Source organism: Deinococcus metallilatus, from assembly GCF_004758605.1.
GTDB lineage: Bacteria > Deinococcota > Deinococci > Deinococcales > Deinococcaceae > Deinococcus > Deinococcus metallilatus.
Genome location: NZ_CP038512.1, coordinates 1,086,628 through 1,112,817 on the forward strand (window position 1 = coordinate 1,086,628; position 26,190 = coordinate 1,112,817).

Annotated in this window: 30 protein-coding genes; 12 read left to right on the forward strand and 18 right to left on the reverse strand. The window is 69.4% G+C overall.

The window, feature by feature from the left end:
* Nucleotides 1-110: 110 nt before the first annotated feature.
* The 4 genes from E5F05_RS11185 to abxC form a co-directional block, all read right to left on the reverse strand.
* A complete protein-coding gene (locus E5F05_RS11185; RefSeq protein WP_129118705.1) occupies nucleotides 111-1,775 on the reverse strand; it encodes a HAMP domain-containing protein in 1,665 nt (554 codons plus the stop codon).
* A 307-nt stretch (nucleotides 1,776-2,082) separates the two neighbouring features.
* The gene (locus E5F05_RS11190; protein WP_129118706.1) at nucleotides 2,083-2,508 is read right to left on the reverse strand and encodes a DUF8082 domain-containing protein; all 426 of its coding nucleotides are present in this window, start codon (nucleotides 2,506-2,508) and stop codon (nucleotides 2,083-2,085) included.
* The gene (locus E5F05_RS21635) at nucleotides 2,505-3,332 is read right to left on the reverse strand and encodes a hypothetical protein (protein ID WP_129118707.1); all 828 of its coding nucleotides are present in this window, start codon (nucleotides 3,330-3,332) and stop codon (nucleotides 2,505-2,507) included. Before E5F05_RS21635 ends, E5F05_RS11190 begins: the two co-directional genes overlap by 4 nt.
* A 222-nt stretch (nucleotides 3,333-3,554) precedes the next feature.
* Entirely contained in the window at nucleotides 3,555-4,199 is a 645-nt protein-coding gene (gene abxC / locus E5F05_RS11200) for a monothiol bacilliredoxin AbxC (RefSeq protein ID WP_129118708.1), read from the reverse strand.
* A gap of 84 nt (nucleotides 4,200-4,283) precedes the next feature.
* Here abxC and E5F05_RS11205 point away from each other — a divergent pair, with 84 nt between their 5' ends.
* Nucleotides 4,284-4,520, forward strand: a complete 237-nt coding sequence (locus E5F05_RS11205; RefSeq protein WP_129118709.1) for a hypothetical protein — start codon at nucleotides 4,284-4,286, stop codon at nucleotides 4,518-4,520.
* Between the two features lie 4 nt (nucleotides 4,521-4,524).
* Here the strand turns inward: E5F05_RS11205 and E5F05_RS11210 are convergent, their stop codons facing one another.
* The 3 genes from E5F05_RS11210 to E5F05_RS11220 form a co-directional block, all read right to left on the reverse strand.
* Nucleotides 4,525-5,481: a class I SAM-dependent rRNA methyltransferase gene (locus E5F05_RS11210; protein ID WP_129118710.1), complete on the reverse strand. Its 957-nt coding sequence runs from the start codon at nucleotides 5,479-5,481 to the stop codon at nucleotides 4,525-4,527.
* A 95-nt stretch (nucleotides 5,482-5,576) separates the two neighbouring features.
* Nucleotides 5,577-6,491, reverse strand: coding sequence for a phospho-N-acetylmuramoyl-pentapeptide-transferase (locus E5F05_RS11215; RefSeq protein ID WP_129118711.1), 915 nt, complete (start codon nucleotides 6,489-6,491; stop codon nucleotides 5,577-5,579).
* Between the two features lie 58 nt (nucleotides 6,492-6,549).
* Complete coding sequence (locus E5F05_RS11220; protein ID WP_129118712.1) at nucleotides 6,550-7,530, reverse strand: helix-turn-helix transcriptional regulator; 981 nt, start codon at nucleotides 7,528-7,530, stop codon at nucleotides 6,550-6,552.
* 104 nt (nucleotides 7,531-7,634) lie between these two features.
* Between E5F05_RS11220 and E5F05_RS11225 the strand changes: the two genes are divergently transcribed.
* From E5F05_RS11225 to E5F05_RS11235, 3 genes are all read left to right on the forward strand, one after another.
* Complete coding sequence (locus E5F05_RS11225) at nucleotides 7,635-8,135, forward strand: DinB family protein (protein WP_129118713.1); 501 nt, start codon at nucleotides 7,635-7,637, stop codon at nucleotides 8,133-8,135.
* Nucleotides 8,136-8,304: 169 nt separating this feature from the next.
* Nucleotides 8,305-8,829, forward strand: coding sequence for a hypothetical protein (locus tag E5F05_RS11230; protein ID WP_129118714.1), 525 nt, complete (start codon nucleotides 8,305-8,307; stop codon nucleotides 8,827-8,829).
* Between the two features lie 27 nt (nucleotides 8,830-8,856).
* Nucleotides 8,857-9,312 (forward strand): DUF421 domain-containing protein, encoded by a 456-nt coding sequence (locus E5F05_RS11235; RefSeq protein WP_129118715.1) that lies wholly within the window; start codon nucleotides 8,857-8,859, stop codon nucleotides 9,310-9,312.
* Between the two features lie 61 nt (nucleotides 9,313-9,373).
* Here the strand turns inward: E5F05_RS11235 and E5F05_RS11240 are convergent, their stop codons facing one another.
* From E5F05_RS11240 to E5F05_RS11260, 5 genes are all read right to left on the reverse strand, one after another.
* A complete protein-coding gene (locus E5F05_RS11240) occupies nucleotides 9,374-10,375 on the reverse strand; it encodes an isocitrate/isopropylmalate dehydrogenase family protein (RefSeq protein WP_129118716.1) in 1,002 nt (333 codons plus the stop codon).
* Nucleotides 10,376-10,410: 35 nt separating this feature from the next.
* Complete coding sequence (locus E5F05_RS11245; protein WP_129118717.1) at nucleotides 10,411-11,412, reverse strand: NAD(P)/FAD-dependent oxidoreductase; 1,002 nt, start codon at nucleotides 11,410-11,412, stop codon at nucleotides 10,411-10,413.
* Entirely contained in the window at nucleotides 11,385-12,074 is a 690-nt protein-coding gene (mnmC2, locus tag E5F05_RS11250; RefSeq protein WP_129118718.1) for a tRNA (5-methylaminomethyl-2-thiouridine)(34)-methyltransferase MnmC2, read from the reverse strand. The genes E5F05_RS11245 and mnmC2 overlap by 28 nt, the downstream gene beginning before the upstream one ends.
* A gap of 134 nt (nucleotides 12,075-12,208) precedes the next feature.
* Nucleotides 12,209-12,661 (reverse strand): DUF2382 domain-containing protein, encoded by a 453-nt coding sequence (locus E5F05_RS11255; protein WP_129118719.1) that lies wholly within the window; start codon nucleotides 12,659-12,661, stop codon nucleotides 12,209-12,211.
* 88 nt (nucleotides 12,662-12,749) lie between these two features.
* Complete coding sequence (locus E5F05_RS11260) at nucleotides 12,750-13,643, reverse strand: PRC and DUF2382 domain-containing protein (protein ID WP_129118720.1); 894 nt, start codon at nucleotides 13,641-13,643, stop codon at nucleotides 12,750-12,752.
* A 317-nt stretch (nucleotides 13,644-13,960) separates the two neighbouring features.
* On the opposite strand from E5F05_RS11260, the gene E5F05_RS11265 reads away from it, so the two are divergent.
* From E5F05_RS11265 to E5F05_RS11290, 6 genes are all read left to right on the forward strand, one after another.
* Nucleotides 13,961-15,946: an elongation factor G gene (locus E5F05_RS11265; protein WP_241687137.1), complete on the forward strand. Its 1,986-nt coding sequence runs from the start codon at nucleotides 13,961-13,963 to the stop codon at nucleotides 15,944-15,946.
* A 60-nt stretch (nucleotides 15,947-16,006) separates the two neighbouring features.
* Nucleotides 16,007-16,750: a hypothetical protein gene (locus E5F05_RS11270; protein ID WP_129118721.1), complete on the forward strand. Its 744-nt coding sequence runs from the start codon at nucleotides 16,007-16,009 to the stop codon at nucleotides 16,748-16,750.
* Nucleotides 16,751-16,853: 103 nt separating this feature from the next.
* Nucleotides 16,854-17,876: a threonine aldolase family protein gene (locus E5F05_RS11275; protein WP_129118722.1), complete on the forward strand. Its 1,023-nt coding sequence runs from the start codon at nucleotides 16,854-16,856 to the stop codon at nucleotides 17,874-17,876.
* A 71-nt stretch (nucleotides 17,877-17,947) separates the two neighbouring features.
* Complete coding sequence (locus E5F05_RS11280) at nucleotides 17,948-18,922, forward strand: CPBP family intramembrane glutamic endopeptidase (RefSeq protein ID WP_129118723.1); 975 nt, start codon at nucleotides 17,948-17,950, stop codon at nucleotides 18,920-18,922.
* Between the two features lie 7 nt (nucleotides 18,923-18,929).
* Nucleotides 18,930-19,322 carry a YkvA family protein gene (locus E5F05_RS11285; protein ID WP_129118724.1) on the forward strand — a complete coding sequence of 131 codons (393 nt, stop codon included), beginning with the start codon at nucleotides 18,930-18,932 and terminating at the stop codon, nucleotides 19,320-19,322.
* A gap of 22 nt (nucleotides 19,323-19,344) precedes the next feature.
* On the forward strand, nucleotides 19,345-20,034 hold the full coding sequence (locus tag E5F05_RS11290) for a hypothetical protein (protein WP_129118725.1): 690 nt from the start codon (nucleotides 19,345-19,347) through the stop codon (nucleotides 20,032-20,034).
* 220 nt (nucleotides 20,035-20,254) lie between these two features.
* On the opposite strand, the gene E5F05_RS11295 is transcribed toward E5F05_RS11290, so the two are convergent.
* The gene (locus tag E5F05_RS11295) at nucleotides 20,255-20,755 is read right to left on the reverse strand and encodes a DUF456 domain-containing protein (RefSeq protein ID WP_129118726.1); all 501 of its coding nucleotides are present in this window, start codon (nucleotides 20,753-20,755) and stop codon (nucleotides 20,255-20,257) included.
* A gap of 48 nt (nucleotides 20,756-20,803) precedes the next feature.
* A complete protein-coding gene (locus E5F05_RS21915) occupies nucleotides 20,804-22,396 on the reverse strand; it encodes a GGDEF domain-containing protein (protein WP_129118727.1) in 1,593 nt (530 codons plus the stop codon).
* Nucleotides 22,397-22,506: 110 nt separating this feature from the next.
* Here E5F05_RS21915 and E5F05_RS11305 point away from each other — a divergent pair, with 110 nt between their 5' ends.
* Both E5F05_RS11305 and E5F05_RS11310 read left to right on the forward strand, forming a co-directional pair.
* Nucleotides 22,507-23,112 (forward strand): peroxidase-related enzyme, encoded by a 606-nt coding sequence (locus E5F05_RS11305; RefSeq protein WP_241687134.1) that lies wholly within the window; start codon nucleotides 22,507-22,509, stop codon nucleotides 23,110-23,112.
* 64 nt (nucleotides 23,113-23,176) lie between these two features.
* A complete protein-coding gene (locus E5F05_RS11310; protein ID WP_129118728.1) occupies nucleotides 23,177-23,365 on the forward strand; it encodes a hypothetical protein in 189 nt (62 codons plus the stop codon).
* 101 nt (nucleotides 23,366-23,466) lie between these two features.
* On the opposite strand, the gene E5F05_RS11315 is transcribed toward E5F05_RS11310, so the two are convergent.
* The 4 genes from E5F05_RS11315 to E5F05_RS11330 are packed head-to-tail and all read right to left on the reverse strand — an operon-like array spanning nucleotide 23,467 to nucleotide 26,185.
* A complete protein-coding gene (locus E5F05_RS11315; protein ID WP_129118729.1) occupies nucleotides 23,467-24,303 on the reverse strand; it encodes a 3-hydroxyacyl-CoA dehydrogenase family protein in 837 nt (278 codons plus the stop codon).
* Nucleotides 24,300-24,656, reverse strand: coding sequence for a hypothetical protein (locus tag E5F05_RS11320; RefSeq protein ID WP_129118730.1), 357 nt, complete (start codon nucleotides 24,654-24,656; stop codon nucleotides 24,300-24,302). The genes E5F05_RS11315 and E5F05_RS11320 overlap by 4 nt, the downstream gene beginning before the upstream one ends.
* A gap of 3 nt (nucleotides 24,657-24,659) precedes the next feature.
* The gene (locus tag E5F05_RS11325; protein WP_129118731.1) at nucleotides 24,660-24,998 is read right to left on the reverse strand and encodes a YciI family protein; all 339 of its coding nucleotides are present in this window, start codon (nucleotides 24,996-24,998) and stop codon (nucleotides 24,660-24,662) included.
* Between the two features lie 5 nt (nucleotides 24,999-25,003).
* A complete protein-coding gene (locus tag E5F05_RS11330; protein ID WP_129118732.1) occupies nucleotides 25,004-26,185 on the reverse strand; it encodes a thiolase family protein in 1,182 nt (393 codons plus the stop codon).
* Nucleotides 26,186-26,190: the final 5 nt, after the last annotated feature.

Here is a 26,190-nt window from a genome sequence, read left to right on the forward strand (position 1 = left end):
CCCGTTCTCACGGAGGCCGCCCCCGGTCATCTGCCTTGAAACGGCGATGAAAAGGGCGAACAGCGCGAAAGGGCGAGGCTCAAGTCCCCGCCCTTTCGCGCTGCTCCGGCTCAGCCCCTTTTGCGGCGGCGCAGGCGGTCCATCGCGGATTCCAGGCTCAGGCGCATGCGTTCGAGGGCCTGGGCCAGGTCGCCGATCTCGTCGTTGCGGTCGGCCTGCACCGGGCGGGTCAGGTCGCCCATGCTGATCGCGTCGGCCACCTTCACCAGCCGCTCGATGGGCTGCACCACGCGGCGGGCGGAGCGCACGGCCAGGGCCGCCGCCAGCAGCAGCGCGAGCAGCGACACGCCCAGCACCAGCAGCAGCGTGTTCCGCAGGTTGGCCTGGGCCTCGTTGGTCGGCACGCCCACCGCGATGCGGTACAGCAGGTCAGAACTGTCCTCGGTGGCGGGGGCGGTCGTCCGCTGATTGCTCCCCGTCTCCATCACGCCCAGGCGGCTGACCACGTAGCTGGTGCGCTCGGAATGCTGGTTGTCCCTGTTCTGGGCCAGGTTGCGCAGTTCCCGCGCCTGGGGCGAGTCGCCCGCGCCCACGTCTTCGAGCTGCTTGAGCTGTTCGCGGTAGGCGTCGGCGGCGCTGCCGCTGGTGACCAGCGTGCCGGTTTCCGGATGCTCCTTGAGGAAGGCGGCGACGCGGCCCTGCAGCGTGCCGTCGAGCTGCGGATTCTGGCTGCGGAAGTAGGTGGTGCCGTCGGGCAGCTCCACGCGCACGAAGCCCACCGCCGAGCGTTTGAGCAGCGCGTCGAGCTGGGCGTTCACGGTTTCCTGGTCCCGGGTGTCGAGGCTGGTCCCGACCGCCACCGCGACCGCTTCGGCGTTCTGCTGCACCAGTTGCCGCTGGAGGCTGGGCAGGATCGCCGTCAGCAGCCCGAGCGTCAGCGCGGTGGACAGCGCCAGCGGCGCGAGCGCCCCGAAGGTCATCTGCCGCGCCAGGCTGCGGCGTCGGCCCAGCGGCCCGCGCGTCTCGTCGGCCAGGGCCGTCAGGAACGTCTCGGGAGCGGCCGCCTGAGCCTCCTCCTGCGGTTTGGCGTCCTGAAGGGTCAGCGCCCCGGTGAAATCCGACCAGATGTCACTGCTGTCGGGCGTGGCGGCCGGAGGCTGGCCCGCTGTTCCGGACGGTGGCGCGGCAGGCGGCACGTCCCCGAACGGTGAGGCGGCGAGGCCATCCGGCAGCGCGGCGGGAGTGACGGCCGCCGCGAACGGGTCGGCGTTCAGGGCCGCCGGGGCGAAGGGGTCCGCCGCGAGGTCGGCCCAGGCGTCGTCGGCGGGCAGGGTCAGCACGCCCGGCTCGGGGGCCTGGAGGGCTGGCTCCAGAAGGCTCTCGCCGGTGCGGGCGGCGCTGGATTCCCGCCGCGCCCCGGGCGCCCCGAAGGCCGCGAAGTCCGTCAGGGGTGGGGCGAGCGCCACGCCGCCTTCCGGGTCGGGGACGGCGCGCACGGTCACCGGGGTGGCTGGGGCGGCCTGGAACGGCACTTCCAGCACGCCCGTCTCCTCGCGCACCTCTTCCAGCGCCACCTGCGCGCCCACGTCCTGAAAGACCCGCAGCAGCAGGTCGGCGCGGGCGCGGCCGGTGGGTTTCATCAGGCGGCCCGAGCGGCGGGCGGCCAGGCGCTCGGCCTGTTCGGCCGACAGCCCGAAGCGTTCCACGAGCTGCTGTTCCAGAAGCGGACGCACCTCGTCCGGGACGGATTGACGGATCACGACCGTGTACTTCATGGGTTGCCCTTCCTGGCTGCCGGAGCAGTCACCCCTGCGTGGGGCGCGCGGCCCGGCAGCCGCTGCTTGAATTGCCGGAGAAGGAGAATGGACTGCATTCCGAGAGCTTCCAGATTGGGACCGAGCTGTTCCGGACGGAGCTGCAAGGCGGCGCAGCAGAGGTGCAACGCGCCGCAGGAGAGCGAGAGGGACAGGCCCCGGAGGGCGTTCGGCGAAGGGGCAAAGCTGCGGAGCAGGGGACTCCCCGGCCCTGCCCCCACAAGTCCGGAAGGCAGCGGAGGCCACAGGAGAGGAGACGGCGCGCGGGTCACGCGATCCCCCGGGCGCGCAGGTGGCGCACAAAGGCCTGCACCTGCGCCTCGCTGAGCTGCGCGGCCACCCTGGACAGCAGCGTGCTGAGGGCCGCCCCGTCTCCCAGTTCGTCGAGTACGTCATCCACCATGAATTCCCCCATCGGGCCGACCACCGCGATCACGCACTGCGTCACGGCCTGCGCGGAGGCGTCCGTCACCGGCTGGGTGCGCTGCGCGGCGCGCGTGGCCCAGGCCGCCGCCTGATTGAGCGCCGCCATGACGTCTTGCGGCGTGGTCCGGGCGAGCTGCGCGACTTCCGCCGCGTTCCGCTGGCCGTCCACGTGATGCAGCACCCGCCAGACCGCGAAGGGCAGCGGCGTGTCGGCGCTCAGCCCGGACGGCCAGGCCAGCACCCCTGCGGCGGACTGCGGCGCGGTCACGCGACCTCCAGACCGGCCGACGCCCACTCGGGCCGGGCGCGCAGCTCAGCCAGCGGCAGGTCCGCCAGGCGCAGGCCCACCCGGGCCAGGGTGGCCTGGAACGCGCTCAGCAGCGCGGGCTGCACCTCGGCGGCGGGCACGTCGGGCTCGACCTGGAGCTGCCCGCCCTGCACCGTGACCTCGCGGGCGAAGGGGTCCAGGCAGGGGTACTCCCCGGCCAGCCGCAGGCTGACCAGCCGCCACGCCTCGTCCAGCGGCGTGACGCGGTGCGCGGTGGCGATCAGTTCGCGCCAGAAGCCCAGCAGGGCCGCGTGTGCCTCCGCGCCGCCCGGCAGCCGCGAGAGCGTGAGGCACGGCACGCCGGGCGGGGGCAGCGTCCCGCCGACCGTCCGGCCGCCCTCCCAGAAGCTGCACGCCTGTCCGGCCAGCAGCACCCCCGAGAACCGCTGGCGCTCCAGCGTGGCCTGCGGGCCGGGCCAGGGGGCCTCCAGTACCTGGGGCGTCTGGTCGCGGCTGATCCACACCAGGTCCGCGACGGCGGGGTCCAGCGCCGTGAGCGTGACCTGCGCGCGGGGCAGGGCGGACAGGGTGGCGGGCCAGGTCACGTCTCCGGCCGCCGAGAAGCCGCCGCGCAGCGTGCCGCGCACCCACACGAACCGCGCCCAGTCCGGCCCCTGCTGCGCGTCGAACACGCCGCTCAGGCCCTCGGCCTGCCGCCGGGCGAGGTCCACCGTCACCTCGGTCCAGGGGTAATGGTCGGTCAAGAGTTGCCGGTAGACGGCGCGGTCCAGCGGAACGGCAAGGCGGGGATGGGGGATGGGCATGGCAGTCAGGGCATCCGTGAGGAGAGAAGGAAACGTCGTCAGGTCGTGGTCCGTACCCGGAGCGTCACGACGGATAAGGAAAACTGCACCTATCACACCTCAAGGGGTCTTACGCGCCGCTTACATTCATAGACCTGCTCATGCCCTTACCACCCGGCCCTCATGTGGAGCGCAACAAAAACCCGCCCGGGCAGCAACCGGGCGGGGAGGGAGTGGGAGGGCTCAGCCCAGTTCGTTCAGCAGCGCCTGCACGCGGGCCTTCAGGTCGCCGCGCTGCCCGGGGGCGCCGAGCTGGTGCAGGCCGCCGTGGTAGGCGTCGGGGTCACCGAACAGGCGGGAGAGCGCCTCGAACTCGCGCTGGCTGCGGAGGCTGGCGTCGTCGCGGAACAGCGTGACGTACTGGTCCTGGAATGCCCAGTCGCTCAGTTGCCCGTCCAGGTACGCGCGCATCAGGCGGCGGTACGGCTCCACGTTGTCATCGGTGGCGACGGCGGCTTCCCCGCTGCGGCGCGGCACCTGCGCCTCGAACACGGGGGCGAGGGCCTGCGGCGTGATGTCCCAGTTGTTCACCTCGAACTGCGGCTGTCCGTCTCGGAACAGGATGAACTGCGGGCTGTGATGCTGAATCCCGGTCAGCTCGGCCACGTGGTTGCTGGCGGGCCGCCAGTCCACCACGCGGATAAAGCCCACCGGCAGCTCGTGCTGTTGCAGGAACGTCTCCAGCACGCCGAAGCCCTGCATGGTCTTGTGACAGGTCCCCGCCTTGAAGACCGCCGCCAGCGGGTACTCCTTCAGGAAGCTGTCCACGTCCTCCGGCGTGGTGAGGGGCACCAGCACCTGCTTCTGCTCCGTCGCATTCTGCGTCATGCCCCCAGCATACCGCCTGCTTTAGAAAATGAAGTGAGGTGGGCCACAGGGGGAGGTGGAGCAACAGGGGCCGTACAGTGGTTCATGCCCGGAGCCTCCGAATTCGTCAGCTTCACTTTCGGCAACGTCACGGCCAGCGGCTTCGTGACCCCGGAGGCGCTGGCCCGGATCGATGCGGGCGAGGTGGTGGACGTGATCCTCCATGACGTGGTCGCCGTTCACGGCGATGTGGGTGAGGAAGTCCCACTTGGAGACGTGGCCTGCACCTTCATCGGCGGCGAGCCTACGCCGTTCGTTCCGGGCCAGGGGAGACAGGAGTGAGCCTTCAGTCCAGCGTCCACACCTGGGCCTTGAGGTGCGCCGCGCCGGGATAATCCTCGCCCGCGCCCAGCCTCGCCCCGGGACGCCCGCGCCGCCCCGCCTCGCCCAGACCCGCCGTGGTCATCCGCTCGAACGCCGCACCCGTCAGCCCCGCGTGGTTCGTCATGGCGAGGAGCCGCCCGCCCGGTGCCGTCACGTTCGCTGCCAGGGCCGCCAGCCGCCCGTAATCTTGCTCGGCCCGCCATACCCCCGACTTGCCCCGCGCGAAACTCGGCGGGTCGAGGATCACCAGATCGAAGGCGTCCCCGCGTTTTGCCAGCCGCCTGAGCCACTCGAACACGTCGCCGTACAGAAAGTCGGTGTCCGGGGCGGGCAGGCCGCTGAGGGCGTAGTTCTCCTGCCCCCAGGCCAGCACCTTGCGCGAGAGGTCCACGTTCTTCACGGCGCCCGCCCCGCCCAGTGCGGCATTCAGCCCAAAGCCGCAGGTATACGCGAAGGTGTTCAGCACCCGGCCGCCCACCGGGACCTGTTCCCGCACCCAGGCGCGAAGGGGCCGGGCATCCGTGAACAGGCCGATGCTCAGGTCCGCGCCGGGCCGCAGCAGAAAGGGAACGCCGTTTTCCAGTGCGACCACCTCGGGCCGGGCCTCGCCCCACACCGGTTCGGGCGGAGCCAGCCACTCCCGCGCCACGTTCGCCGCGTGCCGGGCCTCCACCGGGCGGCGCTTCAGGTACACGCCCGCCACTCCCGGCAATGCCCCGCACGCCGCCGCCAGCCGCACTTCCTCCTGTGCTGTCAGGTCCGCGTACAGGCTCAGCACCCCCGCGTCCCCCGCCATGTCCAACGCGAACACCCCGCCCGTCTCGGTCGTGTGCGCCGCACGAAAAACGGTGGTGCCTTCGCCCGGCAGGTGCGCGCGTCGGGCGAGGAGGGCCGGGAGGTCGGGGAGGGAAAGGGGCACGGGGGCAAGTGTAGAGGGTGAGTGGGGAGTGGTCAGTGGAAAAAGAAAGCGGGAGCAAAAGCCTTTGCTCCCACTCACTCCTCACCACTGACCACTCACGGCCTCCCCCCCAGAATCCACCACACCGCCGCCGTCGCCACCGCCGTGATCACCCAGAAGCGCGTGGTGACGTGGGTTTCGGGCCAGCCGCTCAGCTCGAAGTGGTGCTGGATGGGACTCATGCGGAAGACACGCTTGCCGCGCGTGCGGAAGGAAATGACCTGAATGACCACGCTGAGGACCGCCACGACCGGAATGATGGCCGCGAGGGGCAGCAGCCACACGTCCGCGTACAGCACGTAGGCCCCCGCCGCGACCGCGCCGATGGCGTGGCTGCCCATGTCGCCCATGAAGACCCGCGCCGGGTGCGCGTTGAACCACAGGAAGCCCAGCAGCACGGCGACCAGCAGGGCGCAGACCGGCGACACCGCCAGCAGCGGCAGCAGCACGATGATCGCCACGCCCGCCAGCAGGCCGTCCAGCCCATCCGTGAAATTAAAGGCGTTTACCGAACCCACCATCACCAGCGTCAGCAGGAGGATGTCGGGCACGCGGCCCAGGCTGGGCAGCAGTTCGTGGCTGGCGAGCGGCGCGGCGAAGTACGCGAAGACCAGGCCCACCAGGAATTGCAGCGGGAACTTCTCGCGGGCCAGCAGTTCCTTCTTGCCCTTGCCGCGCATCCGCGAGCGGATCTTCAGCAGGTCGTCGATGCCGCCGATCAGGCCCATCGCCAGCGCCGCGAGCATAATGATCAGTTCGCGCTCGCCGCCCGCGTGCCCGGTGAAGTAGAGCGGAAAGAACACCAGCGCCAGCGCCAGCACGAAGGGCACGCCGCCTGCCGTGGGCGTGCCTTCCTTATGGAGGTGCGGCGGCCCGTCCTTGCGGACCGGCTGGCCCCAGCCCCGCGCCCGGCTCACGCGGATGAACAGCCCCACCAGGAACCACGACAGCAGCGCGCAGGCGACCATCATGCGCGACCCCGGAATGTGACCCGAACCAGAATAAGCAGCGGCATCTCAACCGGGGAGCCTAGCACGCGGGTTCGCGGGAGGCGGGATCGAGGCGCGCGGCATTCGCCCGGTCCGCCAGCACGCCGAAGATTTCCCGCAGTTCGCGGGGCCGGTGAACGGCGACGGCGCACCCCAGCCTCAGCAGCAGGGCCGCGAAGGGTTCCAGCGCCTCACGTCTGCACCGCAGCCAGGTGCCGCCGCGCCCGGCGTCGGGTTCCAGCGCCACCCGCCCGGGCGAGAAATGCAGGGCGGCGTCCTCGGGGCACAGGTCCAGCCAGACCTCCACCTCATAGGGGGCCTGGAGGAAGGGCAGCGTGGACCGCAGGTAGGCCCGCGCATCAAAGTCCCGGGGACGGGTAAAGGGCAGCTCCAGTTCGGTCAGTTCCGAAATCCGGTCCAGGCGGAAGGTCCGCAGGGCGTCCCGCTCCCGGCAGCGCCCCACCGCGTACCAGCGGCCATCCAGGTGAACCACGCCGTACACCTCGACTTCCCGCCGGGTGGCCTCGCCCGCGTGCGAGCGGTACGCGAAGGCCACGACCCGCCCGGCCTGCATGGCAGCGAGCAGGGCCGAGAGAATCTCCGCGTCGGTCGGCACAGTCCAGGGGAAGGCGTCGAGCTGCACCGCCTCTTCCAGCGTCTGCATCCGCTCGCGCAGGGCGTGGGGGAGAGTGCGGCTCAGTTTGGCGCTGGCGCCCGCCACCGCCGGGGCCAGTGCGGTCAGCCCCAGGTGATGCAGGGCGTGCAGGCCCAGCGCCAGGGCCAGCGCCTCCTCGCCCGTGAACATCAGGGGTGGGAGGCGAAAGCCCGCCTTCAGCCGGTACGCGCCGCCCACCCCCCGGGTGGACTCCACTGGAATGCCCAGGTCCTGAAGGCGCGCGATATACCGCTGCACGGTGCGCGGGCTGACCTCCAGCCGCCGCGCCAGTTCCGCACCCGTCACGCGCTCGTGCGCCTGAAGGAGTTCCAGCACGGTCAGCACCCGCATGGAGGGGTCGTACATGTCCCCAGCTTGCCACCAAAATGCGACAGGTGTTGACGGGAATCCCGGTTACGCTGAAAGCGGAAAGCCAGCTTCCCCTTTCGGCTGGCCCCACTGGAGGAACCATGACGCAGGCTGACACCGCATCCACCGTCCTCACGCCCTCCCTGATGACGCCCGAGTATCTGCTGGCCGACTGGCAGGGTCACCGCCGCCTGACCCGCCGGGTGATCGAGGCATTCCCGGAAGACCAGCTCTTCACCTTCACCGCCGCCCCGCCCATGCGGTCCTTCGGGGAGATGGCCTGGGAACTCTACGGCGTCGCGCTCTATACCCTGGAAGGGCTGGTCACCGACGAGTGGCCGAATCCCGACTGGACCGAGAAGCCCCCGCACGAAAAGGCGGCGCTGCTGGCCGCCTGGGACGAATTGACCCGCCGGATGGACGCTGAGCTGCCCACGGTGCCGCCTGCCCGCTATCAGGAAGAAAAGGCGCTGTTCTGGGGCACCATGTCCGCGCTCACCACGGCCCTCTACGCCATCGACAACGAGATTCACCACCGGGGGCAGGGCTACGTCTACCTGCGCGCCCTCGGGATCGAGCCGCCGCCCTTCTACGAGCGGTGAGCTGAGTTCGGCGGCAGGACAGCCGGGCAGAGGCCGGAGCACTCAAGCTCTGGCCTTTTTCTGTTGCTGGCCCACCCGGGAGCTTGGTCAAGAAGTTCTTTAGACTTCATCTGTGTGTCTGCGCGTACTGTCAGGCCATGAACAAGCCGAGGAATGAGGAGAGCCTCCCGTGACCAGGCCACGCCGGATTGGTGACCTGGAACTGGCGCAGGATCTGGAGTTTCACCGCCGCGAAGTCAGGATAGAGCGCCTCGGCTGGGCGGCCATGCTGCTGATCGTCCTGGCCGCCCTGCTGGGGCTGTTCGGCTCCGGCCCGCTCAGCGAGAAGCGGGTCCAGACCCCGGACGGCGGCTTGCAGGTCAAGTACAACCGATTTGCGCGGTACATGGCGCCCACCGAACTCCGGCTGACCTTCAGCCCCGGGGCCGTGCGCGACGATCAGGTCCACATCTGGTTGAGCCGCGAGTACCTGCAACACATGGAAATCCAGAAGATCATCCCGGAGCCGGATTCGGCGCAGCTCGAAGGCAACCGCCTGACCTATACCTTCAACGCGCTGCAAAACGGCCAGCCGGGGCAGATCTTGTTCGAGCTGCAAACGGAAGCCATCGGCCGCCTGAGAGGGGCGGCGGGCCTGGCCGGAGCGTCCGGGAACACCCAGGAAGTCCGCTTCACGTCATTTATTTACCCCTGAATTCCCTGACCCCCAGAGGAGGCCCCGATGGACGCCGTTTTACGTTCCGCCGCCATTTACCTGTTCCTGCTGCTGATCTTCCGGGTGGCCGGAAAGCGGACGCTGACCCAGATCACCACCTTCGACTTCGTGCTGCTGCTGATCATCAGCGAGGTGACGCAGCAGGCGATGGTGGGCGATGACTTCTCGCTCACCCAGTCAATGCTGGCGATCATCACCCTGGTCGGGCTGGATATCGGCCTCTCGCTGTGGAAGCAGCGTTCGCCGGGGCTGGAACTTCTGGTGGACAGTGCCCCGGTTCTGATTCTGGAGAACGGTCAGCCGATCAAGGACCGCATGAAGCAGCTCCGCGTCGACGAGTCGGACATCCTGAATGCCGCGCGGGAACTGCAAGGTCTGGAACGCCTGGACCAGATCAAGTACGCCATCCTCGAACGCTCCGGCAGTATCTCGGTCATTCCCAAGCCGAACGCCGCGGGCTGACGGCGCAGGGCGAAGCGGCCGGGGGGATGCTGTCCCGGCCGCCTCGCCCTGCGGTGGCTGATTACTTCAGTTGTGCGATCACCGCGTCGGTGAATTCCTTGGTGCCCGCCGTGCCGCCCAGGTCGCGGGTGCGCGGGCCCTCCGCCAGCACGGTGTTCACGGCCTGGTCGATCCGGCGGGCCACGTCGTGCGCGCCGAGGTGGTCGAGCATCAGCACGGCGGCCAGGATGGTCGCGGTGGGATTGCTGATCCCCTGCCCGGCGATGTCGGGCGCGCTGCCGTGAACGCTCTCGAAGATGCCGAAGCGGTCCCCGACGTTGCCGCTGGCCGCGATGCCCAGGCCGCCCACCAGCCCCGCCGCCAGGTCGGAGAGGATGTCCCCGAACATGTTGGTCATCACCATCACGTCGAACTGGGTGGGGTTGCGGACGAGCTGCATGGCCGCGTTGTCCACGATCATGGTGTTCGTGTTCAGCCCCTCGACGTTCTTCGTCAGGTCGAGGATGGTGTTCATGAAGAGGCCCTGCGTGACGGGCAGCACGTTGCTCTTGTGCACGACCGTCAGCTTCTGGCGGCGCTTCAGGGCGAGGTCGATGGCGAAGCGGCCGATGCGCTCGCTGGCGTCTTTGGTGATCACGGTGTCCGCGATGGCCGTGTCGCCGTAGCGGCGCTCCTGCTCGACATAGAGGCCCTGGGTGTTCTCGCGGACGATCACCAGGTCCACGTTCTCATAGGCGCCGGGGACCGGGCGGGTCTTGGTGGGGCGGACGTTGGCGTACAGGTTGTACTTGCGGCGCAGGTGGCGGATGGCGCCGAAAAAGCCGTTCGGCTTCTCACCGCTGGGGCTGGTCGCCGCGCCGAAGAGGGTCGCGTCGGTGGACTCCACCGCCTCGTAGGTCGCCTCGGGCACGCTGGTGCCGTGGTCGAGGAAGTATTCGTAGCCTGCCTCGGCGGAAACAAACTCGGCGTCCAGGCCGGAGGCTTCCAGCACGCGGCGGGCGGCGGGGATGACCTCGTGGCCGATGCCGTCCCCTTCGATCAAGCAGATGCGGTACTTCGACATAACCTCGTCAGTCTAGAGGTTCTCTGCGGCCGCCGTCACACTCCCAGCGCCGCCAGCACGTCACCGGCAACGTGACGCGCCAGCAGCGGCCCCAGCAGAAAGCCCTTGCTGCCCAGCCCCGAGAGCTGCCACGCGCCGTTTGCCGTTCGCCCCACGGTCAGGCCGGAGAGGCGGGTGCCGCTCCACCGCCCCGTCACCGTTGCGCCGCCCAGGTCCGTCAGCGCCTCCGCCTTGCCCAGCAGCCACGTCAGCGACCGCAGCGGCAACACCGGCTCCCGCCAGGTAGGCGTGGGCGCCTCGAAAGTCGCGCCCAGCACCCCGCCGACCCCGGCCGGGGCGAGGTACGCGCCGAAGCTCACGGGCAGGGCCGTGACCGGGCGCTCCAGCGTCAGGAGGGTCCCTGCCCGGTGCGTTCCCGCTGCGCCTGCCCAGGCCGCTCCCACCGCACCCCCGCACCACACCGCGGCGTCACCCCGCAGAACCTCCCCACTTTCCAGGGTGACGGAGCGGGCGTCCCAGGCCCGTGCCCGTGCCTGCACGACCTCCGCCCCCGAGACGGCCAGCAGGCCCGCCGTGAAGGCCGCGCCATCCAGCCAGCCGCCCTCCGGCAGCCAGAGGGCGTGTCTCCAGCCCGGGGCCAGCGGGACCGGGAACGCCTCCGGCTCCAGCCACCCGTGCGGCCACGCCGGGGGCAGGTTCCGCTCGAATTTCTGCCGCGTCCGGTCGTCGGGCACGGGGCGCAGCACGCCGACCCGGCCGTGAGGGACGGTCAGGCCCGCCTCCCGCAGCGCGTCCACCAGCGCCCAGGTCAGGCGCAGGCCCTCCACCGCGCCCGGTTCCACCTGCCCGGCCTGTCCCCGCACGGGATTGACCAGGGCCGAGGGAACGCGGCTGGCGGCGTGACGTCCGGCATCGATCACCGTCACTCGTGCCCCTGCCCGCGCGGCGAAATAGGCGACGGACGCGCCCGCTACGCCCCCACCGATCACCAGGAGATGCGGGGCAGCCCTCACGCTTCCCGGACCGCCCGCAGGCATTCCCGTTTTCCCGGCGGGCCGGGCCGCTTCTCCACCTTCAGCCCGGCTCCCGCGAGCGTGCGGCGAACATGCCCGGCGGCGCTGTAGGTGGCGAGAAGGCCCCCCGGCGCGAGGGCACGGGCGAGCCGTGCCGCGAGGGCGGGCGTCCAGACTTCCGGGTTGCGGGCGGGGGAGAAGCCGTCGAGATAGAGGGCGCTGGCCCAGCCATGCGGCAGGTCGGCCTCCCGCACGTCGGTGAAGTGGACCGTGAGCGTGGCGCCGGGCACCTGCACGAGCAGGGGGGACGCCTGCCCCCACCCCTTCAGCAGCGCGGCCCAGGCGGGATGCTCCGCCCCCTCACCCCCTTCCCCGACGGCGCGCAGCACCTCAGCGGGGGCGGGATCGAATTCGTAGGCGAGGTAGTCCAGCGGCACGCCGCGCCGCACCACCTCGGCCAGTGTCGCCCGGAAGTTCACGCCCAGGCCGAAGCCCACCTCCAGCACGCGCGGTGCGGGATGCCGGTGCGTCCCGGTGCCCTCCACGAACACGTGCCGCGCCTGGGCCGCCGCCCCGTGCCGCGAGCCGTACGCCTCGCCGAAGCGGGCGCTCAGGGCCGTGCGCGAGCCGGCGGGGGTCAGGATGATCTCGCCCGCCGGACGGTCAGGGATGGGGCCTGGCGGCATGAGGCAGAGGATAGGGGGCGGACGGCGGGAAAGAAACGGGGCGGAGCAGGGGCCCAGGCTTTCAGCCGCTTTACCTGTGGGGCGAGGCAACCTCCTCCCCCGGTTGTCTCGGCCTTTCCTGCCTGCCCGTCCACCTACTCCCGGCGTGGGCCGGGCATCGTCCGGTCGCGGACCAGGCCCTGCGGGTCTTCCACGTCCAGTTCCTCGCGGCGCAGGGTGATGTCCTCGCTGCGGGTGTAGGACCGTGCCTGCCGGGCGATGGTCACTTCGCTCATCGGGTACACCTGTTTCTCGATCAGGGCGCGTTCCTCGTACAGCGGCACCTCGTAGGTCCGGCCGACTTCCAGCGCCTCGCCGTTCAGCGTCACCCGGCCGCCGGTCCCCTCCTGAACGGTGATTTCCAGGTGTTCGCTGTGCAGGGTGATGGGCACGACCTCCTGCCGCTCGGTGACCACCCGGCGCACCTGCACGCTCCCGACGCCCTCGCGGATCACCTCCACCTGGGCGCGTTCCTCGTGCAGGACCAGCCGCTCGATCACCTCGCGCTCCTCGGCGGCCTGTTGCCTCTCCCGCTCTCGTTCGTCCATGGCTTCTCCTTTCTCCCCGGCGGTCCTGCCTGGCGCCTCAGGGCGCAAAAGAGGCGGGGTCGCCCCCGCCCCCGCCTGATCCCGCTGCTCAGCGGTTGTTGCGGTCGCGGTCCGTCACGTCACGGTCCGTCATGGTGCCGGTGGTGTTCGTCGTGTCGGTCATGCGGTCGGCGTTCTCCAGGCGCACGTCGCCGGTCTTGTTCACGTCCAGCACTTCGCGGCCCACGGTGTCGGTGACCGTCTGGGTTTCGGTCACAGTGCGCTTGCCGATCTCGACTTCCTCGGTCACGTAGGCCTGCTTGCTCACGTTGGCCCGCTCGGCTTCCAGGTCCACGCGCATGGTCTGGCTGCCTTCGCCCAGCACGGCGCCCTCCACCGGGCGGGCATCGGTGACGGGGTGACGTTCGATAATCACTTCCTCGCGTTGCAGCGGCACGTTCACCGTCTGCTGGACCGTCTCGACGTGCTTGCCGATCTCCACGCTGCCCGCCTGGAAGCGGTCCTTGTTCACGACCAGCCGCTCTTCGAGGAGCTGGAGACGGTCGGGCGTGCGGAAGGCCCGCTCACGGTAGCTGGCCTCGTCGGTGTCCGTGCCGCGCAGCACGCGCTCGTCGGCGGCCAGCGTGTCGTTCGTCATGTTCTGGTCGTAGGTGTACTGCTGGTCGTAGCGGTACTCGCCCAGGTCGCGCACCTGATCCTTGGTCAGGTTGTCGAAATACACGCCGTTGTCGGCAAAACGGGCCTCACCGACCGGGACCGCCACTTCCTTGGAGGAGAACCAGCCGCCCACATCCACGATCAGGTAGCGGATGCGCCCCGTCGCGGGGTCCACCAGCGCGTCCTTGACCGTGCCGACCTTCTCGCCGTTGTAGCCGTAGGCGGTGTTGCCGCTGGGGTTGTAGACGCCTTCCCCGGCCAGGTCCAACCGGTTGTCGCGGCTCAGGTCGGACAGACGGATCAGGTAATTCTGGTTCTGAGTCATATGGAGCCTCCGTTGTGACTGAAATCGTGTCCAGGCTGTTCCCGGTACCGTCGCAGTCTGCGTGGAGAAGCCCACAATCTGCTGAGTCTGGCCTAAAGCCCGCCCTGAGACGATCTTGAGCCGGAGGTCATGAAAAGGCGGGTGCCTGCGCGCGCCGGGCGTGTACCGCCGGGCGGCCGCCCGGGTGTAAGCTCTTTGCACCTTCAATCGCCCCTGCCCGCGCGGTGGCCGTTCGCCTGCCCTCCTCTTTGCTGGCTTCTCTGCTCTGGAAAGGGTCCGGTGATCTGTTCGTGCAGTCTGAGAATGCTCCTGTTCGGATTGTGAGTGTCGCCGCGCACAGCGGCGCGGGAAAAACCACGCTCTCGGAGGCCCTGCTCGTCGCCAGCGGGGCCTTGCCGCGTGCCGGGCGGGTGGAGGACGGCACCACCCAGAGTGACCACACCGAGGCCGAGAAACAGCACGGTTTCTCCATCACCACCGGCGTCCTGCGGCTGAACCGTGACGGCACCGACATCACCCTGCTGGACACGCCTGGTTACGCCGACTTCGTGCGCGAGATTCGCGGCGGCATCCGCGCGGCGGATTCGGCCCTGATCGTGGTGAGTGCCGTGAGCGGGGTGGAGGTCGGCACCGAGCGGGTGTGGGCCACCGCCGACCGCTTCGAGATGCCGCGCGTGGTGGTGATCGGCAAGATGGACCGCGAGCGCGCCAACTTCTACGCCGTGCTGGCTGATATCCGCGCGAGTTTAAAAGGCCCGGTCGCGGCGGCCTTCCTGCCGGTAGGGGAGGGGCCGGGCTTCCGGGGCGTGCTGGACGTGCTGGCGGCGGACCCGGAAGAGGTGCCGGGCGAACTGCGCGCCGCCTTGCGCGAGGCCCGCGAGGGGCTGGTGGACACCATCGTCGAAACCGACGACGACCTGATGAACCGCTATCTGGAAGGCGAGGAGATCGGCACGGACGAACTGCGCGCCGCCTTCCTGCGCGCCGTCCACGCGGGCAGCCTCTACCCGGTCCTTCCGGTCAGCGCCGAGACGGGCGTAGGTATTCCCGAACTGCTGAACCTGATGGTGGAAGGGCTGCGGAGTGCCCCCGAGCGCGGCGTGCTGACCGGCCTGGACGGGCAGACGCGCGAGCCGACGCCGGACGCGCCCGCCAGTGCCCGGGTCTGGCGCGTCTCGGTGGACCCCTTCGTGGGCAAACTCGCCTACATCCGCGTCTGGAGCGGCACCATCCGCCCCGGCGACACCCTGCGGAACACGACGCGCGGCGTGGACGTGAAACCCGCCCACCTGTACGTGGTGAGCGGCAAGGACCTGACGGAAGTGCCCGAACTCCGCGCCGGGATGATCGGCGTGCTGACCAAGATTCCCGAACTGCACACCGGGGACACGCTGGCCGACCCGGCCCATCCCATCGAGTACGACCCGCTGGTGCTGCCCGACCCGGCGCACACCGTCGCCCTGTTTCCCAAAACGCGCCAGGACGAGGACCGTCTCAGCGCCGCCGTCGCCCGCCTGCTGGACGAGGATCCCACCCTGCACTTTACGCGCGAAGCCCAGACCGGCGAACTGCTGCTCTCGGGCATGGGCGACATGCATACGACCATCGCGGTGGAGAAGCTGGCGGCGCTGGGCGTGAACGTGGAGACGGGGGTGCCGCAGATTCCCTACCGGGAAACCATCCGCGCGTCGGCGCAGGCGCAGGGCAAGCACAAGAAGCAGTCGGGCGGGCACGGCCAGTACGGCGACTGCCACCTGCGGCTCGACCCCGGGGAGGGGACCGCCTTCCGCTCGGAGGTGGTCGGCGGCGCGATTCCCGGCAAGTACCTCCCCAGCATCGAGAAGGGCGTGGGGGACGCGATGCAGAAGGGGCCGCTGGCGGGCTACCCGATGCAGGACGTGCATGTCGCCGTCACGCACGGCAGCTATCACGACGTGGACAGCAGCGACCTCGCCTTCCGGACCGCCGGGGCGCTGGCCTTCCGCAACGCGGTGGAGGGCGCCAAGCCCGTCCTCCTCGAACCCGTGGTGCTGCTGAAGGTGCGCGCGCCCGCGAGCTTCACCGGCGACCTGATCAGCGACCTCCAGACCCGCCGCGCCCGCGTGCAGGGCATGGACCCCGAAGGCACCGTCATCACCATCACCGCCGTCGTCCCCCAGTCCGAGCTTCAGACCTACAGCGCCGACCTCCGCAGTCTGACGGGCGACCGGGGCGCCTTCAGCGTGAAGCCCTACGGCTACCAGGACCTGCCCGAACACCTGGCGAAGAAGGTAATCGAGGCGCGGAAGGCGGCGGCGGGGTAGGGGAGGACAATCATGAGCCAAGCCGAGTCATCGTGAGGGCGGCTCGGTATGCTTCTTCTCATGACGGGGCCGCTTGCACAACTGAGCTGGGCAGCAGTGCTCGCTGGATGGGCTGACAGCTTCCTCACCATCACGGATGTCCGAACGCTGGCGGAAGCACGCATCCTCACGGCGGAAGGCGAGGCGCTGGTTCCGCTGTCCGATCTGGCCAGCCTGCGAGGTGACGAGGAGCGTCAGGACGTACATGCGGCCCTGGCCCGGCTAGCCCGGATGGAGGGATATCCAGTCTATTTTGCCCGTCGGGAATGGCAGGTGTTCCGTTTGGAATGGCAGTTGGACCACCTGGACGAGGACGTTGACCCGGAGGAGCCAGAGTTAGACGCCTACTACCAAATGCAATCCCTGGAATGGGCCTGGCAAGGTATGGGCAAACCATTGGATGTACCACCGCTCAACCCGTTCTTACGTTCGTATGTGGAGGCCGCCGACCCCGTAGCAGGCTTGGTGCTGACGGCCCATGATCTCCGGGCATGGCTCGCTCAGCAGCGAGAAGTGCTGGGGATGGTGGCAGGCTTGCTGGCGGCTGGTCGGGGGCAAGATGTGGCGGTTTTGGCACGTGCATTTGAGACAGCGCAGGTAAACGCTGAAGCACATCTGAACCTTGTTGAACAAGAATGCTCCATCTATCAGAGCCTGAATCTGGAAAGCCAGGCTACGGTGCTTTGGCAGAAGCTTGAGGCATACAACCTGGCCGTATTGAAAGCGCGGCAGCAACGCAGCGGAGAGCAATCGCAACCCGACTGAGGAGCGTTCATGCCTGGGTACTTGTCCAGTTTCCAGGGCGTAGGGGGCGTGAAAAGCAGTCTCCACCGCGCACTACTCCCCGCGCACCGCGTACCATTCCCCCATGACCGTCACCCTCCCCCGCGTGCTGGCCGACCTCCGTTCCGACACCGTCACCACCCCCACGCCCGAGATGCGGGAGGCGATGGCGCAGGCGGCGGTCGGGGACGACGTGTACGGCGAGGACCCCACCGTCAATCAGCTCCAGGTGGAGGTCGCGCGCCTGACCGGCTTCGAGGCGGGCCTCTTCATGCCCAGCGGCACCATGACCAATCAGGTGGCGATTGCGCTGCACACCCGCCGGGGCGAGGAGGTCGTCTGTGCCGAGGGTTCTCATATCTACGAGTGGGAACTGGGCATGATGGCGACCTTTTCGGGCGTGGTGCCGCGCTTCGTGCCCGCGCCGCTCGGCGTGCCCGACCCGGAGGGGGTGCGCCTGGCGGTCCGGCACTCCATCCATCAGTCGCCCACCGGCCTCATCAGCCTGGAGAACACCCACAACAAGGCGGGCGGCACAGTGATTCCGCTGGAGGTGCTGGCCGCGATCCGGGGCGTGGCAGACGACGAGGGCCTGCCTCTCCACCTCGACGGGGCGCGGGTGTTCAACGCGGCCGCCGCCCTGGACGTGCCCGTTTCGGAGATCACCCGGCACTTCGACACGGTCAGCATCTGCCTCAGCAAGGGGCTGGGGGCCCCGGTCGGCAGCGTGCTGGTGGGCAGCGCCGCCGCCATGAAGCAGGCGCACCGCTACCGCAAGATGATGGGCGGCGGGATGCGGCAGGCCGGAGTGCTGGCCGCCGCCGCGCTGATCGCCCTGCGCGATGGTCCCGCCCGCCTGAAGGCCGACCACCGCCGCGCCCGCCGTCTTGCGGAGGCACTGGTGGAGGCGGGCTTCGACGTGGACCTGGCCGCCGTGCAGACGAACATGATCTACGTGACGCTGCCGGACGCGGCCGCCCAGGTGGCCCGCTGGGCCGAGCAGGGGGTGCTGGCAAGCGCCCTCGGCCCGGACTCGGTGCGCTTCGTGCTGCACCATCAGGTCGGTGACGAGGCGCTGGAGGAGGCCATCCGCGTGTTGACGGCATAAAGGCCCGGGCCAGGCGACCTCGGCCTTTCGGGGGACGCCCCCACCGGGTACCACGCGGTAGGCTGACGCTCATGACGGTTCCGGACGTGCCCCCCGCCGTTTCCCTCGCCACCCCGGACGTGCCGGTCCCGCCGCCCGTTCGCGGCATCCGCGCCGTGGACGGCAACCGCGCCGCGCTGACGCTGCTGATCACGCAGAACGTGGTGTCGGCGCTGCTGCTGGCCGTGCATGTGCCGCTGGGGATGACCCTCCTGGGCGCGTTCGTGGTGACCGTGCTGGTCGGCCTGCTCTTTTTCCGGCCGACCCTGACCGCCCTGGTGCGGGACACGCGCTGGCGCACGCCCCCTTCCCCGGGGCTGGCGCTGGCGGCCTTCGTGCTGGCGTTCCTGACCTCCCGCGCCTTCACGCTGGCCTTCGTGACGCTGTTTCCGCAGGGGGCGGGCGCCATCCCGCAGTTTCTCAGCCACGGGGCGGACCTGTGGGCCTTGCTGCTCGCGGCGGGCCTGCTGGTCCCCTTCGCGGAGGAGGTGGCCTTCCGGGGCCTGATGCTGCGCGGGCAGGAGCGGGCGGCGGGCTTCATGGTCGCGGCGCTGGCGACCACCTTCGCCTTCGGGATCGCGCACGGCGTTCCGGCGAGCGTGGTGGGTATCCTGCCGCTCGCCTACGCGCTGGCCCGGCTGACGCAGCACACCGGCAGCCTGTGGAACGCGGTGATCGTCCACGCGCTGAACAACACGCTGGCGGTCGCGCTGGGCAGTTTCCTGGCGGGCCGTGACCTGGGCGGCACGGCGCAGGCGAGCATGGTGCTGAACAACCCCGGCCTGGCCGTGCCCGTCGCCCTCGGGGCGCTGCTGTTCGGCGTGGCCGTGCTGGTCGTGCTGCACCTGTGGCTTACGCCGAAGCCCGATCCCCAGGTCCGCAGCGCGCCCGGCCCCTGGCTGAGCGGCGCATACGTGGTCATCTTGCTGTTCGGCCTGGCGTCCGCCGCCTTCACCTTCCCCACCGTGCAGGAGGCCCTCACCCACCTGCGCGGGGCCCTGCGGTAAGGCCGGGATGTGGCAACGGCTGCGCGAGTTCGCCCGGCACCTCAAGGCTGAACTGCTCGCCCTGAGTTTTGCCGCCCGCGACCCGCGCACGCCCTGGCCCGCCCGCGCGCTGGCGCTGCTGGTGCTGGCCTACGCCCTGAGTCCCATCGACCTGATCCCCGACTTCATCCCGGTGCTGGGGCAACTCGACGACCTGCTGCTGGTGCCCGCCGGGCTGTGGCTGGCCCTGCGCCTGATCCCCGCCGAGGTGCTGGCCGACGCCCGCGCCCGGGCCGCCGCCCACCCCGCCCGGCTGGCGCGCAGCGCGTGGGGCCTGGCGCTGATGCTCGCCCTGTACGCGCTGGCCGTGTGGCTGCTGTGGCGTTGGTGGCTGGGTCCCTGGTGGCAGCACCGTTCCTGAAGGGCCGCTAGAGTGATCCGGTATGGCCCGCCGTAATCGCCCCGCCCCCCCACCTCCTCCTCCTGCGGCGCCGCCCGCTGCTGAACTGCTGACCGCGCCGGGGGCATTTTTCGAACAGTTGCGGGCCGCCGAGCCGAAAGCGTGGCGCTACGTGGCCCCGGTCCTCCTGACCGCCCTGCTGGCAGGAGTACTGTACGCGCTGCTGCTGCGGCCGGTCGTCGCGGCGGTGGCGGGTCTGGAGCACACCGCTCCCGCCTTCGCGGCCCACGCCATCAACGCCTTCGGCACCTTCTTCCTGACCGTCGTGGGCGCGGCCGTGATGGCGGGCCTGGGGGTTCTGGGCGCGGGGCGGGAAGGGCGCGCGGCGGAGGTGTACGGCGCCACCTTCGTCCTGCTGCCGCCCGTCTATCTGCTGCTGGCCGCCTTGCTGCTGGTGCTGCCGGGGCCGGAGGTGACCCGGGCGGCCCCCGGCGCGGACCTGCTCGCGGTGCAGCGGGCCGCCCTGCACGCCGTCGCGCAGGCCCCCCTGGCCCGCGTGACCGTCCTCGTCATGCTGCTGGGCACCCTGGCGCAGTTCGCCTTTGCCTACCGGGGGTTCCTGACGCTCACGGGTGACCGCTGGCGGGCGCTGCTGGGCACGCTGCTGCCGCTGGTGCCCGCGCTGCTGCTGACCACGCTGGGCCTCGCGCCGCTGCTGGTGGCGATGTTCTGATACCGACTTGCTCTGATTCCAGAACATACGGGAGAGCTCCGGATGTTCACGTGGCCCCAGGCTCAGGGGCGGCCCCTCGCCTGTCTTGCCGGAAGCGCCAGAGGCTGACCCGCTCATGGTCCATCGCCGCCAGCCGGTACGTTTTGCTGCTCGCGCTGCTTCGCAGCTTTACAAGTCCGCTCGGTTGATTCTCGCGAAGGGGCGCAATTTGGTATGATCCTTACCCGAAGAGGCTCTTCGCGGGGTCCCACAGCCGCCACAGTTCGTACACCCCGAGCAGGAGGTGCAGCACCAGCTTGGCGGCGAGGCCGGTCAGCAGGCCGACGAGGGTGCCCCAGGCGGCGCGCAGGGCGGCCGGTACAGGTTTGCGGACCACGAACAGCTCCACGACCAGCGCCCCCGCCAGCGGCCCCACGATGAGCCCGAACGGGATAAAGAGGCCGACCAGCCCGCCGATCAGGGCCCCCCAGACGGCCTGCCTGCTGCCACCGTACCGCCGCGCCCCCCACGCCGAGGCCACGTTGTCCACCAGGCTGATCAGGAGCGTGAGCACCGCGAAGGTCAGCAGGAAGGGCAGATCCGGCCAGACCTGAAACCCGTCGATAAAGGTCGCGGCAACCGCCCCGGCAAAGATGATGACCGTCGCGGGCAGGGCGGGCACGAAGGTGCCGATCATCCCGATGATCCACACGACCAGAAACACGAGAAAAGCCAGGCTCATACATCAGCCGGGTACGGGCGTTGGGGGGTTTGGGTTCCGCGCCGGATCTCAGGGTGCGGCGGCCACCCGGTTGCGCCCCGCCTGCTTGGCGGCATACAGCAGCGCGTCCGCACGGGCCAGGAGCGTCAGGGCGGAGTCGTCCTCCCGGACCTGGGTCACGCCCAGGCTGATCGTCACGCGCTCCGGGCGCTGGTCGGGCCAGGTGAGCCGGTCGATCTGACCGCGCAGGCGTTGCGCGAGCCGTTCGGCCTCCCCGAGCGGCACGTCCGGCAGCGCCAGCAGCAGCTCCTCGCCCCCGTAGCGCGCAGCCAGGGCCTCCGGGTCCCCGATCTCGCGCAGGGTGGCGGCCACCCGGCGCAGCACCCGGTCCCCGACGGCGTGCGAGTGCCGGTCGTTGACGTGCTTGAAGTGGTCGATGTCCACGAACAGCACGCTGAGCGGGCGGCGCAGCAGGGTGGCCTGCTGCACCAGGCCGGGCAGCAGATCGTCCAGTTGCCTGCGGTTGGCGAGGCCGGTGAGCGGGTCGCGGCGGGCCAGCGTCTCGGCGGCTTCGAGCTGCGCGCGCAGGGCCTGGGTATCGGCAGGCCCGGCGTCCTCGGGGGCGTCGCGGCGGGTCTGGGTGGCGAGCTGGCCCCGCAGCGTGGCGACGAGCTGCTTGGTCCACGCCAGGGCTTCCGCCGCCTGGCCCTCGCTCTCCGCGAGCGCGGCGAGGGCTTCGAGGGCCTGGAGGCGACCGGGCGTATGCCCCAGCCGCTCATGCCACGCGAGGGCGGCTTGCAGCTCGCTGCGGGCGGCGGGCAGGTTCCGCGCGCGCAGCAGCGCCTGCCCGCGGGCCAGGCTCAGGCGGGCCTCGCCGTGCGCGTAGCGCCCCGCCGCCCGTGCCAGCGCCCGGCCCAGCAGCGCGGCGGCCTCGGCGTGCCTGCCCTGCTCGTCGAGCAGGCGGCCCTCGATGACCGCGTGGTCGGCATCGAGCATCACCGGGTTCTGCGGCCGGGGCAGCCTCTGGGTGGACGCCAGGGCCTCCAGCGCTGCCGCGAGGTGGGCCTGCGCTTCCTGGGGCCGCTCCAAGGTGCGTGCCCGGTGGGCCAGGCCCAGGTGCGCCTCGGCCCGCACGATGGGCAGGTACGCGGCGGCCTCCTGCCCGGGCGCCAGTTCCTCGGCGCGGTGGGTGTCCAGCAGGTGCAGGGCGCGGTCATGTTCGCCGCGCGCCGTGAGGGACTGCGCGAGGTTCGTGAGGGGGGCCACCCGGCACTCCGGCGGGAAGTCGGCGCCGGACTCGTCCGCGATGGCGAGGGCCAGTTCCAGGCGGCGCTCGGCCGCGTCGTGCGCGCCCGCCGCGAGGTACAGCAGCGCGTGGTTGTTCAGGACACGCAACTGGGTGGCGAGCGACTGTCCCCCCGCCGCGTGCTCGTAGGCGCGGCGGAAGCTGACGTGGGCCGCGTCCATCAGGCCCAGGTCCGCTTCGATGTACGCCTGCACGTTCAGCATCAGCGCCAGTTGTTCCGGGTCACCCGTGCCCAGCGCGAATTCCGCCTGCGCGAGCCGCACCCCCTCCAGGGCGTAGGGATAGGCCCGGCGCGGCGCACGGCCCGCCAGCCACTGGGCAGCGGCGAGCAGGCGATCTGTGCTGCGGGGCGACATGCCCCTCACGCTAACGCAGGCACCGCCGGGCCGCGCATGAATTTGTTGACATCTCGCGGGCCTGTTGGGGGAGAAGCGCCCCCCCACCCCCGGCGGAGTAAGCTGCTCCCATGACCCAGTCCACCTCTGTCCCGGCCAGCCCGCAGCCCGGCATGAACCGCATCTCTTATCTGCCCGTCCCCGACGAGACGCAGGTGCCCGAGGGTGTCCGCAAGCTGTGGGGCAAGGCCGAGGCCAATATCGGCTTCGTGCCCAACGTGTTCCGCGCGCAGGCGGTGAATGGCGAGCAGTTCCTGGCCTGGTGGAACTACTTCAACCTGCTGCTGAACAAGGAAGGCTACCTGACGAACGCCGAGCGTGAACTCGTCGCGGTCGTGGTGAGCGGCGTCAACCGCTGCCTGTACTGCGCCATCTCGCACGGCGTGGCCCTGCGCGAGTTCCTGGGCGACGCGCAAAAGGCGGACGCGGTGGCGGTGAACTGGCGGCACGCCAACCTGACCGAGCGCGAGCGCACTCTTGCTGAATACGCCGAGAGACTCACCCTGCATCCCGCCGAGGTGACGGCCGCCGACCTCCAGCCGCTTCGCGAGGTGGGCCTGGACGATCACCAGATCATGGAACTCGTGCAGGTGATCGGGATGTTCAACCTGACCAACCGCGTGAGCAGCGCCCTGGGCTTCGTGCCGAACGCGGAGTATTACCGGCAGGCGCGTTGAGGGCGCCTTAAGCTGGCCTCTTACCGCCCCTGGCAAGGGCTAGTCTGAACCAAGGAGGCCCAGCATGACCGACCCCAAAGGTGCCAAAGCTGAAGGCGAAAGCGGCCAGCTCTCCGAGAGCGCCCGCTCGCGCACCCAGGAGAACAACGACCCGACGCCGATCAGCCAGCTCAACGACGGCGCAGGCAAGCAGGACGACAACGCGGGCAAGCACGGGCGGCCCACCGACGACGCCGACCCCGGCCATAGCTGAGGGGCGTGTAGCTTGTGGTTTGTCGCTTGTAGAAGAGAAAAAAGCGGAAGCTTAGAGCCGAAGCCCAAGCTTCCACAGGCCACACGCCACAAGCGACAGGCTCAGTAGCTGTAAAACCCCCGCCCGCTCTTGCGCCCCAGCAGCCCCGCCTGCACCATCTTCCGCAGCAGGGGAGAGGGGCGGTACTTGTCGTCGCCCAGGCCCTGATGCAGCACTTCCATGATGGCGAGACAGGTGTCCAGCCCGATGAAGTCCGCCAGCGTCAGCGGTCCCATCGGGTGATTCATGCCCAGCTTCATGATCTGGTCAATGGCTTCCGGCTCGGCCACGCCCTCCATCACGCACTGGATGGCCTCGTTCAGCATCGGCATCAGGATGCGGTTGCTGACGAAGCCGGGGTAGTCGTTGCACTCCACGGGCGTCTTGCCCATTGCGCGGGCCGCCTCCGTCACCTTCTGCGCCGTCTCGTCGCTGGTGGAGTAGCCGCGAATGACCTCCACCAGTTGCATCAGCGGCACCGGGTTCATGAAGTGCATCCCGATAAACTTTTCCGGGCGTCCGCTCGCCGTGGCGAGGCTGGTGATCGGGATGGAGGAGGTGTTGCTCGCCAGAATCCCCTCCGGCTTGACGATCTCGCCCAGTTGGCGGAAAAGCTGCGCCTTGATGGCCTCGTTCTCCACGATGGCCTCGACCACGAGGTCACAGTCCGCGAAGTCCTGAAGGTCCGTCGTAAACTTGATGCGGCCCAGCACCTCGGCGGGCGTTTCCGTCAGCCTGCCCTTCTCGTGCAGCTTGGCGAGGCTCTTTTCAATGGTCGCCCGCCCACGTGAAAGAAACTCGTCCTTCACGTCATGCACGACCACGTCAAACCCGCTCTGTGCAGCCACCTGCGCGATGCCGCCGCCCATCTGTCCTGCTCCGATGACTCCGAATTTCATAGTTGGAACCTCTCTCCTTCGTCCAGATAAGTGAAATTGGTCTTCAAATCTTGTTTCCTGTCGGTTAGTATCTTGACAAAGCTCTCTATATGATTTAGGTAACTCATATCTGATGTTTTGGTCTTTACATATTTCAAAAAATCTTGCATAAAGCTTATGAACTCGGTTTGAGTATCGATGCTATAATTCTCAATGCAAACAGCGTGCATCAATGCTCCCTCATTGAGCAGGCGCAGTAGCTCGGAACTCACATCAGACCCCTCGGCAACACCAAGTATAGCAGTAAAATTCAGATTGCTAAATTGATAATGATTGTCGTAATTGTCTGTTTCAAAGTAAACAAAAACGGACATGTCTCACTCCACCAGCGGCACACCTGCCAGCATCAGCGCCCGCCCCCGCTTGACCGGCGTGAAGGGCGTATACGTGTACTCCGAGCAGCCCTCCAGCACGAAGGGGTCGTCCTTGAAGACCTCTTCCAACTGTTCCTGACTCTCCGCATGAGCGAGCAGCACGCCCCCCTGCCCGCTGAGCATCCGGCCCGACACGAGGAAGAGGCCCGAACGGTAGTGCTGGTCGAGCCAAGCGCGGTGGCGTGGTGTAACCTCGGCCAGTTCTTCTTGCGGCTTCAGGTAACGGCTGGTGATGACCCACAGGGTCGGCGCGCTGCTGTGTTGGCTGGGATTGGGCGTCATGCGGTTCAGCTTAGCCGCTTGACGCTGAGGGCGAGGCCGTTGCCGCCGCCCATGCACAGGGTCGCCACGCCCGTTTCCTTGTCCTGCTGCCGCAGCGCATACAGCAGCGTGACCAGGATGCGCGCGCCCGAAGCGCCGATGGGGTGCCCCAGCGCGACCGCGCCGCCGTTCACGTTCACCCGCTCGGGGTCCAGCCCCAGCTCGCGCTGCACGGCGAGGCTCTGCACGCTGAACGCCTCGTTCAGTTCCCAGAGGTCCACGTCGTCCACGCTCATACCGCTGTTCTTCAGCAGCTTCTGCGTGGCGGGGACGGGCGTCATCATCACCCACTCGGGGGCGAGGCCGCCCGTGGCGTAGGAGGTAATCTCGGCCATCGGCGTCAGGCCGTGCGCCTGCGCCGCTTCCTCCGACATGATCAGGAGGGCGGAGGCGCCGTCGTTCAGGCCGGGCGCGTTGCCTGCCGTGACCGTGCCGTCCGTCTTGAAGGCGGGCTTGAGCCTGCTCAACGTCTCCGGGCTGGTGTCGGCGCGCGGTCCCTCGTCGGTGTCCACGACCGTCTCACCCTTGCGGCCCTTCACGGTGACAGGCGCGATCTCGTCGCTGAAACGCCCGCCCTGCTGCGCGGCAATCGCGCGCTGGTGGCTCTGCGTCGCGTAGGCGTCCTGCGCCTCGCGTCCGATGCCGTACTTCTCGGCCACGCGCTCGCCGGTCAGGCCCATACCCTCATCGTTGATGGAGCACCACAGGCCGTCGTGCGTGTTGGCGTCCAACACCTGCGCGTTGCCCAGGCGGTAGCCCTTGCGCGCGCCGGGGAGGAGGTACGGCGCGTTGCTCATGCTCTCCATGCCGCCCGCCAGCACCGCGGTCTGGTCACCCGCCCGGATGCTCTGCGCGGCCAGGATCACCGCCTTGAGGCCCGAGCCGCAGACCTTGTTGATGGTCACGGCGCCCACTTCGGGGAGCAATCCTGCCTTCAACGCCGCCTGCCGCGCCGGGTTCTGCCCGCTCCCCGCCTGCACGACCTGCCCCATGATGACGTCCTCCACGAGGTCGGCGGGAATCCCGGCCCGTTTCAGCGTCTCGCGCAGGGTGGTGGCGCCCAGTTCGACGGCAGTCACGTCCGACAGCGCCCCCAGGAACTTCCCGGTCGGCGTGCGTGAGGCCGAGACAATCACGGCTTTGTTCATGCCTG